Origin of the sequence: Paraburkholderia guartelaensis (assembly GCF_004353905.1) — a bacterium.
GTDB lineage: Bacteria > Pseudomonadota > Gammaproteobacteria > Burkholderiales > Burkholderiaceae > Paraburkholderia > Paraburkholderia guartelaensis.
The window spans coordinates 16796-29364 of sequence record NZ_SMOD01000008.1 but is presented as its reverse complement, the minus strand read 5'-3'; the positions used below and the strand labels follow the sequence as shown (position 1 = coordinate 29364).

The 12569-nt window shown below is 63.8% G+C and carries 16 protein-coding genes; 3 read left to right on the top strand and 13 right to left on the bottom strand.

The window, feature by feature from the left end; translation table 11 throughout:
- Positions 1 to 59: 59 nt before the first annotated feature.
- The 11 genes from E1N52_RS12225 to E1N52_RS12175 form a co-directional block, all read right to left on the bottom strand.
- Positions 60 to 446: a response regulator transcription factor gene (locus E1N52_RS12225; protein ID WP_133183246.1), complete on the bottom strand. Its 387-nt coding sequence runs from the start codon at positions 444 to 446 to the stop codon at positions 60 to 62.
- Between the two features lie 96 nt (positions 447 to 542).
- Positions 543 to 1136, bottom strand: coding sequence for a hypothetical protein (locus E1N52_RS12220; RefSeq protein ID WP_133183050.1), 594 nt, complete (start codon positions 1134 to 1136; stop codon positions 543 to 545).
- A 12-nt stretch (positions 1137 to 1148) separates the two neighbouring features.
- On the bottom strand, positions 1149 to 1727 hold the full coding sequence (locus tag E1N52_RS12215) for a BPSL1445 family SYLF domain-containing lipoprotein (RefSeq protein ID WP_069263122.1): 579 nt from the start codon (positions 1725 to 1727) through the stop codon (positions 1149 to 1151).
- A gap of 197 nt (positions 1728 to 1924) precedes the next feature.
- A complete protein-coding gene (locus tag E1N52_RS12210; protein WP_425468049.1) occupies positions 1925 to 2341 on the bottom strand; it encodes a YMGG-like glycine zipper-containing protein in 417 nt (138 codons plus the stop codon).
- Between the two features lie 347 nt (positions 2342 to 2688).
- A complete protein-coding gene (locus E1N52_RS12205) occupies positions 2689 to 3864 on the bottom strand; it encodes a porin (RefSeq protein ID WP_133183048.1) in 1176 nt (391 codons plus the stop codon).
- A gap of 197 nt (positions 3865 to 4061) precedes the next feature.
- On the bottom strand, positions 4062 to 4346 hold the full coding sequence (locus E1N52_RS12200; protein WP_133183047.1) for a DUF3325 domain-containing protein: 285 nt from the start codon (positions 4344 to 4346) through the stop codon (positions 4062 to 4064).
- Positions 4343 to 5956, bottom strand: a complete 1614-nt coding sequence (locus E1N52_RS12195) for a PepSY-associated TM helix domain-containing protein (RefSeq protein WP_133183046.1) — start codon at positions 5954 to 5956, stop codon at positions 4343 to 4345. The genes E1N52_RS12200 and E1N52_RS12195 overlap by 4 nt, the downstream gene beginning before the upstream one ends.
- Entirely contained in the window at positions 5953 to 6297 is a 345-nt protein-coding gene (locus E1N52_RS12190; RefSeq protein WP_133183045.1) for a DUF3649 domain-containing protein, read from the bottom strand. Before E1N52_RS12190 ends, E1N52_RS12195 begins: the two co-directional genes overlap by 4 nt.
- Before the next feature lie 365 nt (positions 6298 to 6662).
- Entirely contained in the window at positions 6663 to 7433 is a 771-nt protein-coding gene (locus tag E1N52_RS12185) for an SDR family oxidoreductase (protein WP_133183044.1), read from the bottom strand.
- A gap of 35 nt (positions 7434 to 7468) precedes the next feature.
- The gene (locus E1N52_RS12180) at positions 7469 to 8320 is read right to left on the bottom strand and encodes an alpha/beta fold hydrolase (RefSeq protein WP_133183043.1); all 852 of its coding nucleotides are present in this window, start codon (positions 8318 to 8320) and stop codon (positions 7469 to 7471) included.
- A 34-nt stretch (positions 8321 to 8354) separates the two neighbouring features.
- Entirely contained in the window at positions 8355 to 9050 is a 696-nt protein-coding gene (locus E1N52_RS12175; RefSeq protein WP_133183042.1) for an alpha/beta fold hydrolase, read from the bottom strand.
- 124 nt (positions 9051 to 9174) lie between these two features.
- Here E1N52_RS12175 and E1N52_RS12170 point away from each other — a divergent pair, with 124 nt between their 5' ends.
- Both E1N52_RS12170 and E1N52_RS12165 read left to right on the top strand, forming a co-directional pair.
- Entirely contained in the window at positions 9175 to 9807 is a 633-nt protein-coding gene (locus tag E1N52_RS12170) for a CGNR zinc finger domain-containing protein (RefSeq protein ID WP_133183041.1), read from the top strand.
- A gap of 67 nt (positions 9808 to 9874) precedes the next feature.
- Positions 9875 to 10063, top strand: coding sequence for a hypothetical protein (locus tag E1N52_RS12165; protein WP_133183040.1), 189 nt, complete (start codon positions 9875 to 9877; stop codon positions 10061 to 10063).
- A 96-nt stretch (positions 10064 to 10159) separates the two neighbouring features.
- Here the strand turns inward: E1N52_RS12165 and E1N52_RS12160 are convergent, their stop codons facing one another.
- On the bottom strand, positions 10160 to 10819 hold the full coding sequence (locus E1N52_RS12160) for a glutathione S-transferase family protein (RefSeq protein ID WP_133183039.1): 660 nt from the start codon (positions 10817 to 10819) through the stop codon (positions 10160 to 10162).
- 176 nt (positions 10820 to 10995) lie between these two features.
- Here E1N52_RS12160 and E1N52_RS12155 point away from each other — a divergent pair, with 176 nt between their 5' ends.
- The gene (locus E1N52_RS12155; protein ID WP_133183038.1) at positions 10996 to 11619 is read left to right on the top strand and encodes a glutathione S-transferase family protein; all 624 of its coding nucleotides are present in this window, start codon (positions 10996 to 10998) and stop codon (positions 11617 to 11619) included.
- Positions 11620 to 11656: 37 nt separating this feature from the next.
- On the opposite strand, the gene E1N52_RS12150 is transcribed toward E1N52_RS12155, so the two are convergent.
- Entirely contained in the window at positions 11657 to 12514 is an 858-nt protein-coding gene (locus E1N52_RS12150; RefSeq protein ID WP_133183037.1) for an oxidoreductase, read from the bottom strand.
- Between the last annotated feature and the right edge of the window lie 55 nt (positions 12515 to 12569).

Below are 12569 nucleotides of genomic sequence, written 5' to 3'. Positions count from 1 at the left end.
TGAATCCGGTCGTGGCGTGGTCGATTCATCGTCGCTGTACCGATTCGGCATGCGGGGCGTCAGCGTGGCGGCGGCACGCCGAGCACCGCATGGACCGCGCCTATGAGCGCGGAGTCGTCGAAGGGCTTGCGCAGGTACGCTACCGCACCGGCTGCCTGTGCCTGCTCGCGCACGCGCGCATCGTCGTGCGCCGTTATGACGATGCACTGGATGCCGGTGCCCCCCAGCCGGCGCTGCACCTCGATACCGTTGATGCCGGGCATCTGGATATCGAGGACCACGCACGTCGGCGCGTCCGGTGCCGCAGCCGCCAGCGCGTCGAGAAATGCCTCGCCGCTCGTGTACACGTCGGAGTCGATGCCGACCGACTTCAACAGGCGCTGGATTGCTCGCCCGACCGACTCCTCGTCGTCGACGACGGCCACGGATCGTGTCACGTTGTTCATTTGACCCAGCGTTCGGTTACCGATGAGGACAGCCAGCCACGCGCCGCCGTGCGCGCCGACCGGCATCCTGAGCGCAAGCGGCTGCCCCATGCGCGACTACTTGTGGTGTTGTGCAGGCTTGACGGATACGGCGAACGCTTCCGTATACACTGCCTCGACCTGATCGCCGACCTGCACGCTGGCAAGCTGCTGGGGATCCTCGACCCGCAGGTCCATCGTCCCCCCTTCGGGTCCCATCAAGGTGACCATTTGCGTTTTAGTGTCGACCGATACGACATTGGCCGTGACTTTCACCTCACGCCCGACCATGCCGCCGGGCTTCTCGCCGGCAGCCGCGCGCTCGACCTGTGGCGTTTCCTGTACCGAGGTCTCGCCGCCGCCGCCCTTCTTCAGGCTCAGCGTGAGCGATTCCTTATAGGTCATCGTCACGACATCGCCGACCTTTAGCTGATCGAAGTTTCTGACTTCCGGTCCCAGCTCGGCTTCGACCAGCTTGCCGTCGTGACGCTTGAGCGTGACGGTGCGGGTATCGGCGTCGATCTTCGTGACGGTCGCCGTCACCTTGTGCATGCCAGTGACGGTTGCCTTGCCCGGCTCGTGCGTCACGTTAGCCGTCGTCTGGCCCTGGGCCGCGGCAAGCTGCGCCGCGGCCACGAAGGCTGCTGAAACAACCCATTTGAGGTACGACATCGCGACCTCCTGTTACAGATCGAGCTTCGTCACCTTCGTGCCAGCTACCGACGCATCGGCCATGATGCCCGTATTGGTCATCACGATCGCCTGAACCGGCGCCGTCGCGGTTCTCGTGTCGATCTGCCCATTCGCACCGACCTTGACGAGCGCAACGGCAACGTCGCCGCCAACCGACCAGCCCTTCGAGTTGCGGAACTTGTCGAGCGAGTCCTGCGTCATGAAGAGAAAGATCACGGCAGTGGACTGAACCCCAGCCTGCAAGCCGAACGAAGCGGCCGCCGTGCTGTAGTACCCGACCGTCGATCCGCCTACGCGCAGCGCACCCTGGCCATATGAGCCGCCAATAATGAACGCCGCCTTGCCGACCGAAGGAAACACCAGCACGCCTTGCGACTTCGAAACGAGTTCCTGCGAGCCCGGAACAGTCGAGAACAACCGGGACATCGTGCCGTCCACGGCCGCATCGATCTCCTGGCGTTTCGCCGCGTCGGTCGCGCCGCTCGTCCCACTGCTCGTGGTCGTGCTGCAACCCGCTGCAGCCAGCCCAGCCGCGGCCGCCGCCGTAAGCACAAAAATCCGTCGCTTCATTGTTGTCCTCCATTGGGTTTAGACAGCCCGGACACGGCACTCACGCATGCGGATCGAACGTCACGCGAGAATGAGACGTTGCTCGCACATCGTTGCTAAGCGTTGCTCATCGCTGAATTACATAGTGTCAGACGCGGCGCACTGGACAAATCGGACCTTGGTCTTACGCCGCCTCGAGCCACTCCATGCACGGCGCGCTACTGCACCGTATAACCGCGCCCTTGCATGCACGCGGCAAACGCGCGGTTGAACGTGTCAATCGCGCCCTGCTGCTGTTGCTGGGCGTTCGCCTGCTGGGCACGCCGCTCCTGCCGCGCGCGCGAGCCGCCCACCATCGTGCCGGCCGCCGCGCCGACTGCCGCGCCCTTGCCCGCGTCGCCGGTAATCGCGCCGATCACCGCGCCGCCCGCCGCGCCACGCGCCGCGCCCTGGACACGCTGGCCACCGCCCACGGCCGGGCCCGAAGGCGGCGGTGGCGTCGACGCAACCTGTTTCGGGTCGATACCCGTGTTGCTCTTCGCCCACGAGTAGCATGCCGATTCGTCCGAATGCTGTTGCTGCGCGCTCTGCCCCTTCGCGGGATACGCAATAGGCGTTGCCTGCGCGGCGCTCATCAAAAGCAGCACGGCGGCGCACAGGGCGCCGGTCCGACGATTTATATAGGTATCCATATCAACTCCTTGAGCGCGTGCGAGATCGCGCCGATTACGCCTGCTGCTATCGGCGGGAGATTGGACAATGACAGTCGTGCCATCGGCACGACGCCCGAATGCGGGGCAAACACCGCGCCGTGCGACCGGCGCAGTGGTCAGTTCAATGATGTGGGAGCGGCACGGCGAAGACAATCAGACCATGGTCCTACCGTCAGCCACTGCGGCTGGCAGGCAGCATGACGCGCCCGCCGATGCACGGCCGGAACGGCCATGCAGTGCGGCGGGCGCAGAAGAGAGGCTGCGGTGAATCAGAACTTGTGGCGGATGCCGAGGCTCACCATGATTTGCGAACTCGAGCTGCCGTTCAGCCCATAGTCCGCCACGGAAGCGACCGCGGTGGTCAGGATGGAACCCGTCGCGGTCGGTACGCGCTGCGTGCCGTTGGCGTGCTGCCACGCGCCGACGAGGTACACGTCGGTACGCTTGGAGAGGTTGTAGTCGCCGCCCAGCGAGACCTGGTTATAGGTCGCCGAGGTGTCGCCCGCGCTGTGCGTCCACGTATAGCCAACACCGATGAGCGACGCAGGCGTAACCGCGTAGTTCACGAAACCGGCAGCGACGTTGTAGCGCTGGTTGGACGGGAAAAGCGATTGCGAGTCCGCCTTGTACTGCGCGTTGCTATACCGGCCGCCGAACGTAAACGGTCCGGCCACGTATTGCAGGGCAACGGAACCAATGCCGACCCACTTGGCGGTTTCATAGGCGAGGTTCTGGAAACCGCCGTCGAAGGTGCCGTCCGAAGTGCTGGTCCAGCCGGTGCGAGGAATCGTGGAATTTGCGTTAGTCATGCGGACGTAGCCCGCCGCGATGCTGAATGAGCCAGTCACATAGCTCGCCGCCGCCGACCAGGTCTGCTGCGAACCCGTCGCGCCCGCGACGCCGCCGAACGCATACATGCCTTCGACCTGGAAGCCCGCGAATTGCGGCGAGAGATACTTGATCGCATTGTTCGTACGAGAGCTGTTGTCGTTGTTGTCGACGTCGCCCGGCGTGGTGAAAGTGCTGCCCCAGTAATTGTCTGCGGTAAGCGGCTGGACCATGTCGACGACCGGGTCGTACTGGCGACCCAGTGTCAGCGTTCCATACTGCTGGTGCGTCAATCCTACGAAGGCTTGACGGCCAAATAGCAAGGTATTGCCGTTGTAGCTGCCCATCTTGCCGCTATTGATGTCGAATCCGCTTTCCAGCTGGAAGATCGCTTTCAGGCCGCCGCCCAGATCTTCCGTTCCCTTCAAGCCCCAGCGGGACCCTTGCAGATTGCCACCTTGCATCCGATACAGATTGTTGCCCTGAGCGTCGGCGTTGTGGACGAACTGAAAGGCTTCGTCGATCACGCCGTAAAGGGTAACGCTGCTTTGCGCTTGAGCGACCGGCGCCAGCATGGTGAGCGGAACAGGAAGCAACATAAGCGCAAGCTTTTTCATGTTTGCAACTCCTTCACGCACCGGGTAATCGGTATTCCTATGTTAGTCGCTTGCTTCGGAATACCCCCTGCGTGAAATTGGTGCCGTTGTCGGCACAAGACACCCAATGCGACATGAATGAAGGCCAGCACTCTGTAACCGCAGCTTAACTAAAGCATTAAAGCCGGTATGTTTGCAAATTCCGCGAAGCCTTTCCCTCACCGCACCGTTGTTCGTCGCGCATAAACAATCAGGAGTCCATACACGATGCCTGCCGCGAGACTCGTGCAGCCGCTATACCAGACGAGCCCCAACGCCCAGCCCTTCCCCGCAACGGCCAGCCACAGCGCAGCGAGCAACACACACCATCCGACACAGCGCAGAACGCGGGAAAGCACGGCGGGCAATCGCGCGCTGAACAGCGTCTCCTGATGACGCTCCATGGCCATCGCGAGGCACGCAAAGGCAGGTACGCACAACACCAAAGCGAAAATCGGCATCATGCGTCCTCCTGCGCCGCAAGCGCACTCACGCGACGCTTGCCGGCCGCCTTCGCACTCGGCCGGTGCCGCGCCGTGCGTATCGCGAGTGCGGCGTGCAGCGCGGCGAGCGCCCACATCATCAGATCGAAACCGGCATAGACCCAGTCGCCATTCGCGAGACTGCGCCAAAGCGGGCGCTGCGTCGTCAACGCATTGAGCACCGGCAACAACGCCAGCAACGCAGACGCGAACCACAGCAACTCGATCCAGGCGCGTTTGGCGGGGCGAGCGAGCGCGTAAAACAGCGTGGCTGCCCAGATTGCGAAGAACGCGTTGATTTCCGCTTCCGCCCGATGCATCAACGAAACGGGCAGCAGTCGGTTGGCCCACAAATAGCCCGTCATCGCAATAGAGAGGCCGGCGATGCTCGCGATATTCAGACGCTCCACGAAGCGAAAGCCGAAGTACGGCCGCTCGGGATCGGGCAGCTTCTGGCGGCGCTTCACCGTCCACATCACGAGCCCGGTGCCGACCATCGCCGTGCCCGCCAGGCTCACGATGAAATACAGCCAGCGCAGCTGCAGGTCGCTGAAGCGTCCCATATGCAGCGCGTACAGCACGCCGCGTGTTTCGGCCGCACCGCCCACGCTGTCTTTCACGGCGAGCAGTTTGCCGCTCACGCCATCGAACAGCAGGTACTGCGGGCTCATCGACACGCGCGCCGCCTCGCCCCGCGCCACCGCCACGCGCGCGCTTGCGTCGCCGGGGTTCGTCACCGTCACGCGCAGCACGTTGTCCCGTCCCCAGCGCGCCTGCGCTTCGCGCACCATCGCGTCGACCGGTGCGAGCGGGGCTTTCACGCCGAGCGGCTTGCCGGGCTGGATATATGCGCTCATCTGCGCGGTGAGTGCTTCGCGCTGCGCGGGGGTCTTCAGCGCGGTTTGCGCGCCCCATGGCATGTACATCGTCATCAGCGTGACGAGGCCCGTGTACGTGATCATGAGGTGGAACGGCAGACCGAACACCGAAAGCGCGTTATGGGCATCGAGCCAGGAACGCTGGCCCTTGCCCCAGCGGAACGTGAAGAAGTCGACGAAGATTTTCTTGTGCGTGATCACGCCGCTCACGATCGCCACGAGCATGAACATCGCGCACAGGCCGGCCAGCCAGCGTCCCCATATCACCGGCAGGTAATAGAACTGGAAATGGAAGCGATAGAAGAACTCGCCGCCCAGCGTGTCGCGCGCGCTTACCTTGTTGCCCGTTGCGGGATCGAACGTCGCTTCGCCGAAGGCGCGCTTGCCAGACGCCGTAGCCGGCATGCGCCAGAACGCACTGGCGATATTGCTACGCGTGGTCGGCAGTTGCATGCTCCATTGCGGACTGCCCGCCGCGAGCGTTTCGAGCGTGTCATTCACGCGCTGCGCGACGGCGGCGGGGTCGGGCGTGATCTGTTGATGCGCGAGTTCGGGCCGCATCCATTGCGATATCTCCTCCTTGAAGTAGCTGACCGTGCCGGTCAGGAACATCGCGTAGAGAATCCAGCCGACGAGCAGACCGGCCCACGTATGGAGATCGGACATGCTCTGGCGCACGCCGCGCGCTTGCGGTTGTTTGTCTGGGTGCTTCATGGCTGCGCGCCTCCCGCCGACGCTACAGTGGATGCCGCAGACGTTGCGTGCGCAACCGGCGACGAAGCCCACCATGCCGCCAGCGCGAGCGGCAGCACCGCGAGCAGCAGACCGGCCCACGCACGCCGCGCGCTACGCGCGAGAAACACCCAGATCACCGCACCCGCGTAAAAAATGAAGCTCGCGAGCATGCCCGTGATGACGCCTTGCGGTGCACTCATCGGCAGCGCAAGCGCGGCCACGCTCGCGAGAGCGCCCAGCGCATAGCCGCCGAAAATCGCGCCGGCGATGCGCGCGGCAAGCGGGCCCACGCGGCGCATGCGAAGAAGCGCGGCGCTCATGCCGCCGCTCGCACGGCTGCGGCGGCGTCCCCCGACGACCGCGTAGACAACACCCACCCCGCCAAATCTCGTTTCATGACCTTTCCTGCAAGCTTGAGATGTCGATCTGCATCGAACGCGGCGGCCTGCGAAGGCGCGCGCCGATGCTCACCTGCGCTTCACGCGAGGTGTCCGGATCGTATTGGGGGGTGTTGATGTATTACCGATGAGGTCGTGATGATACCCCGTGTGCGCAATGTGGGCAAAACGGGGGACCCAGGCGCAAACGCAGGCGGGCGCCTGCGTCATCTGTTGTACACGCATCCATCCGGTACGGCGAGGCGCGCCAGCGCAGGAACGAGTGCGCCTCGCCGTTCAGATCGCGCTCAGATCGACTTGACCTCGCCGCCGTCCATCCTCAGTGTCGTGCCGGTCATCCAGTGCGCGGCGGGCGAGACGATAAACGCCATCAATTCGGCGATTTCCTCGGGGGTGCCGTAGCGCGCAATGCCTGCTTCCGCAGGGAACCTCGCCGTGGCTTCCTCGACGCTCATGTCGTGCAGCGGCGCCCAGTGTTCCAGGTACGACTGGCGGCGCCCTGTCATCACGGGGCCGGGCAGCACGCTGTTGACCTGCACACCGTCAGCGATACCGCGGTCCGAAAAGGCCTTTGCCAGTGCGACGATCGCCGCGTTGATCGTGCCCACGGCCGCATAAGGCGCCTTCGGAAACACGGCCGAATTGCCCGACATCAGCACGACCGCGCCCGAGCTGGCCTTCAGTGCCGGCCACGCTTCGATCGTCAATCGTCGCGCGCCGTGCAGTTTGAGCGCGAGGCCGCGCTCCCATTGCTCGTCGGTCATCTCAAACAGGTCGATCTGCGGCACCGCGCCCGCAATGTTGAGCAGGGCGTCGATACGCCCGTACGCCGTGAGCGTTTGCTCGACCACTTGCCGCGCCGCATCGGCAAGCGAAAGATCGATGTCGATGACGAGCGCCTCGGCGCCCGCGTCTCTCACCTGCGTAGCGGTCTCTTCGAGCTGCTCGCGGTTGCGCGCCACCACCACTATCGCGTCGAAGTCACGCGCCAACCTCACGGCCGTCGAGCGGCCAATCCCCTGACTCGCGCCCGTTACGATTGCGACTTTGCTGGCCATCTTCCCACTCCTCGTTCGATCAGTATTGCCAACCATCATTCGAGAAATTCCGTGATCGCCGTGGCGATCTCGTCGGCGTGCGTTTCCAGTGCGAAGTGGCCGGTGTCGAAAAAGCGCACCACGGCTTGCGGCAAGTCGCGCTTGAATGCCTCCGCACCGGGAGGCAGGAAGAACGGATCGTTCTTGCCCCACACGGCGAGAAACGGCGGACGATGCGTGCGGAAATACGCCTGAAACTCGGCGTAGAGCGCAACATTGTTCCGATAGTCGCGGAACAGGTCGAGCTGGATCTCGTGCGCGCCGGGGCGGTTCATATAGTAGTCGTCGAGCGAATAGCCGTCCGGCGACACCGCCGACGCATCGGGCACGCCGTGCGTGTATTGCCAGATCGTCGCTTCGCGACTGAGCATCGCGCGCAACGCTTCGCGATTGGCCGGCGACGCGTCTTGCCAGTAAGCGCGAATCGGATTCCAGCCGTCGCTCAGGCCTTCCTCGTAGGCGTTGCCGTTTTGCGAAATGATCGCCGTGATGCGCTCGGGATGCGCGAGCGCGAGGCGAAAGCCCGTGGGCGCGCCGTAGTCGAACACGTACACCGCAAACCGGTCGAAGCCGATGCGCTCGGTGAAACGCGCCATCACCTTCGCGATGTTCTCGAACGTGTACGCGAATTCCTCCCGGTCCGGCAAGTCCGATTGACCGAAGCCCGGCAGATCCGGCGCGACAATATGAAAGCGGTCGGCCAGCTTGGGAATGAGGTCGCGGAACATGTGGCCGGAACTCGGAAAGCCGTGCAAGAGCAGGAGCTTCGGCGCTCCGACGCGCCCGGCTTCCCGGTAGAACACGTTGTAGCCGTCGACATCGGCGCGGCGGTAGGCAATGGCAGTCATGGGTTCCTCCAGAGGTGAACGGAAAACCGCGCGTTTAGCGCGAAGAGACAGACCGAACGGCTTCGGCGATGACCTCGGCCACGGCATCGGGCGCCGTGACGCTGGGCGTGTGGTCGACTTCGTGGGCGCGGACCTGGGCGTTCATCCGGCTTGCCATGAAGCGCTGCGTATCGGGATCGATCATGCGGTCCTCGCCGGCGACGAGAAACCAGGCCGGCCGGTCTCTCCACAGCGGCCGCGCCACCGCCTCGCCGATACATGCCGCCGCAATCGGACGCTGGATCGCGGCGAGCGCCGACGCCTCCTGCTCGGTGGCATGCTGCGCGAATGCGTTCGCAAACGCCTCCTGCGGCAGCCAGATCCAGCCGTGCCGGTCGGGCGCGAGTTGCGGCGCCTGCGGGTGCGTCTTCCCGCGATAGAACACGTCGGCCACGGTTTCGCCTTCGTCAGGCGCAAGCGCGGCCACGTACACCAGTGCCGCGACATTCGCAGCACGCGCGGCGCCGATCACAGCCCCCGCGTACGCATGCCCGGCCAGCACGACCGGGCCCTCGACCCGTTCGAGCGTGCGCTCGAGCGCCGCCACGTCGTCACTCAGTGAAGTGAGCGGGAGCGGGGCCGCCACGGCCTCGATGCCCTGCCGGTTCAGCCGCTCGATCACCTTGCTCCAGCTCGATCCATCCGCCCATGCGCCGTGCGCCAGCACCACGCTCGCTTGACCGTGAGACATGCTCCGCTCCTTTCGTAACCGTGTTGATGATGTTTTAGAGGTTACTAACCAGAGATGTAACTTGTCAAGGTCGTTTTTGACGGTTACACTGAATGCACCCTGATTACCCTTTTGCGGCGAGAAAATGGACTACCGTCCAATACCTGCGATATTCGTGGCCGATGCGCCGGGGCTCGACTTCCTGAACTCGGTTGCCACACCGGTAGACGTTCCCATCGACTGGATCGCCGACGGCGAAGGTTTGCTATCCTGGCTCGATCAGGCGGGCATGGTCCCCGCGTCGGCGCTTGCCGCCATGCGCGCGCAGTTCACCGCGGCCGAGTTCGACACCGTCGCAGGCGAGGCGCGCGCGCTGCGCGAGTGGTTCAGGTGCTTCGTGCAGGAAACAAAAGGCCGGCCGCTCGCCGGCGCCGATTTGAGCGCACTCGCGCCGCTCAACGGTCTACTTGCGCGTGACGACCGCTATGGCGAAGTCGTTGCGGCCGGCGGTGAGGGCGCAGCGGCACTCGAATACCGCGTGAATCGCCGCTGGAAAACGCCGGAATCGCTCTTGATGCCCATCGCCGAAGCGCTGGCGAAACTGGTCTGCGAGCAAGACTTCACCCATGTGAAAGCCTGCGAAGGCCCGAAATGTACGCTGCTCTTCGCCGACCACACACGCGGTCACGCGCGCCGCTGGTGCAGCATGGCGATCTGCGGGAATCGCGCGAAAGTTGCCGCGCATCGCAAACGGCTCAAGGAGCGCGAAAGCGCTTAAGGCGTATTCACGCCCCGGGCGCGAGCCTTGCGGGATCTGGCGGGCCTACCAATATGGGAGAGGAACGATGACCGCCAGCAACCCGAAGCCCCATGAAAATGGCGCCAGCAAAGCCAACGAAAACCAGCAGAAACACACCGAGCACAGCGACGACCAGCGCAGTGCCATGCCGGAGCGCGATGACAAGTCGCGCAAGCAGTCGCCCGCCGACCGCCCCGGCAAGCAGTCAGGCGAAGGTGAGCCTTCGGTGGGTTGATTTCGTTGTCTGCAAAGCAAAAGAGGCTTGCATGGCATCGTGCAAGCCTCTTTCACAATGGTGCCGCGCTTACTTCGCAGCCCTGATCGAATCGCGTCAGTCGCGATCCGGTGCGCCGAGCGGAAAGAGCGGACGATATGGCCGCGCCTCGTTCACGGCCCGCGCGAACGAAGGCCGCGCAAGCAGGCGCTCGCGATAGGCGCGCAGGACGGGATAAGCCGGGGCGATGCGATGCGTCCAGTCCGCATAGAACAGCGACGAGGACGCGGCGCAGTCCGCCATCGTATAGTCCTCGCCCGCCGCCCACGTCTTGCCCGCCAGATGGCCTTCGAGCCATCCATAGGCGAGTTCGAGCTTTTCCTCAGCAAAGGCGCGCCCTTCGTCGCGCCTCGCCGGGTCGCCGGTCAATGCGCCATCCACGGCGCGTTGCACGGGCGTCATGACATGCAGGTCGAAGAAGCGGTCGAGAAAGCGCACGTCGAGCGCGGCCATGGGATCGGCAGGCAGCAGGCGCACCGGCCCAGGATGCGCGAGTTGCAGGTATTCGATGATGATGCTGGTTTCCGCAACGTTGCGTTCGCGGTCCACGAGCACCGGAAACTTGCGTAGCGGCCAGCGTTGCAGCCACTGCGCCGTATGCTCGGGCGAATCCGGACCGACGCCGCGAAACTCGAAAGGTGTGTCGTTCTCGTACAGCGCGACGAGCACCTTCTGCGTGTACGAGGAAAACGGATGACCATATAGCGCGAGCGACATCGTTGAGTCTCCTGGTTCGAGTCCGGGGGCAAGTCGTTGAACCATGCACCGGTTGCGTGCCGATTGCAAGCGCTGGTGAGAACTGCAGCGGCGCATGTTCGGTGAACTGTACATGGCGGCGGCGAAACGCTTCACGTATCGTGGACCGGCGCGGTTCCCTCTTCTTTCCTTTCGATATGCTCAACATCCTTGGAAAAGCATCGTCCATCAACGTTCGCAAGGTGCTCTGGACCTGTGTCGAGTTGAATCTTCCCTTCGAGCGTGAGGATTGGGGCTCGGGCTTTCGCTCGACGCATACGCCGGAATTCCTCGCATTGAATCCCAACGCGCTCGTGCCGGTCATCAAGGACGGCGATTTCGTTCTGTGGGAGTCGAACACCATCATCCGTTATCTGGCGACGCGCTATGGCGGCGCGCATCTCTATCCTGCCGATGCGTTTGCGCGTGCACGCGTCGATCAGTGGATGGACTGGCAGGCGACCGACCTGAACCGTTCGTGGAGCTATGCATTTCTCGGCCTGGTCAGAGCGTCGCCTGCTCACCAGGCAACGAACGATATTGCCCTTTCCATCGAGAACTGGACCCGGCATATGCGCATTCTCGACGCGCGGCTGCAGGCGACCGGCGCGTTCGTTGCCGGCGCGCAATTCTCGCTTGCCGATATTCCAGTTGGATTGTCGATGAACCGCTGGTTCGGCACGCCGTTCGAGCATCCGCATTTGCCGGCTGTTTCTGCGTATTTCGAACGGCTTGCCGAACGGCCCGGGTTTGCTGTGCATTGCGCAAACGGTACGCCATGAGGAACGGCGCGGGCCGCGGGTCACATTGCCAGGGCACTCAGGCGGCGAAGTCAGTCGATGTCGACAGATCCTTCCACGTTTGCGTTTCCTCGGTCACGTAAGCGTTTTTCGCAGCGATGGCGGCGAGCGTGTCCGTGCCGAGCGGAAGGCGCAACGGCGGGTTCGACGCGTCGACGAGCGTGATCAGCGCTGCCGCAAGCTTCGTCGGGTCGCCGGGCTGGTTGTGATTCATCTGCACGGCTTTGCGGCGAACGGCACCCGAGGTTTCGTCGTAGTCGTCGATCACGTCCGGTGCGACGACGAGCGAGGACGCGTCCAGAAAATCGGTGCGGAAATAGCCCGGCTCGACAACGGTTGCGTGAATGCCTAGCGGTTTCAGCTCGGCATACAACGCTTCCGTAATGCCTTCGACGGCGAACTTCGTCGACGAGTACACGCCAAATCCGGCCGCGGCACGATAACCGCCAATCGATGAAATATTGATCACGTGGCCCGAGCGGTTTGCCCGCATCGTCGGCAACACGGCACGCGTGACATTCAGCAGACCGAATACATTCGTGTCGTACATGCGGCGCACGTCCTTGTCGGCGGATTCTTCCACTGCGCCCAGCAGACCGAAGCCGGCATTGTTGACCAGCACGTCGATGCGGCCGAATTTTTCAACCGCCGCCTGCGCTGCCGCCTTTGCCTGAGCCTCGTCGGTGACGTCCAGCGCAACCGGCAGCAATGCAGCCGACTCCCCGAGGCGCTCGACGATGGCCCGGACGTTACGTCCCGCGGCCACAACCGCGTTGCCTTCCGCGAGCGCCGCTTCGGCAATCAATGCGCCAATGCCGCGCGACGCGCCGGTGATGAACCATACGCGCTTGAAGCCACCTTGTTGAGCGTCAGCCATGATGTCTCTCCTACGTGTGTGATGAGGTGATGCCATGGTAGGCGCGGCGATTGAC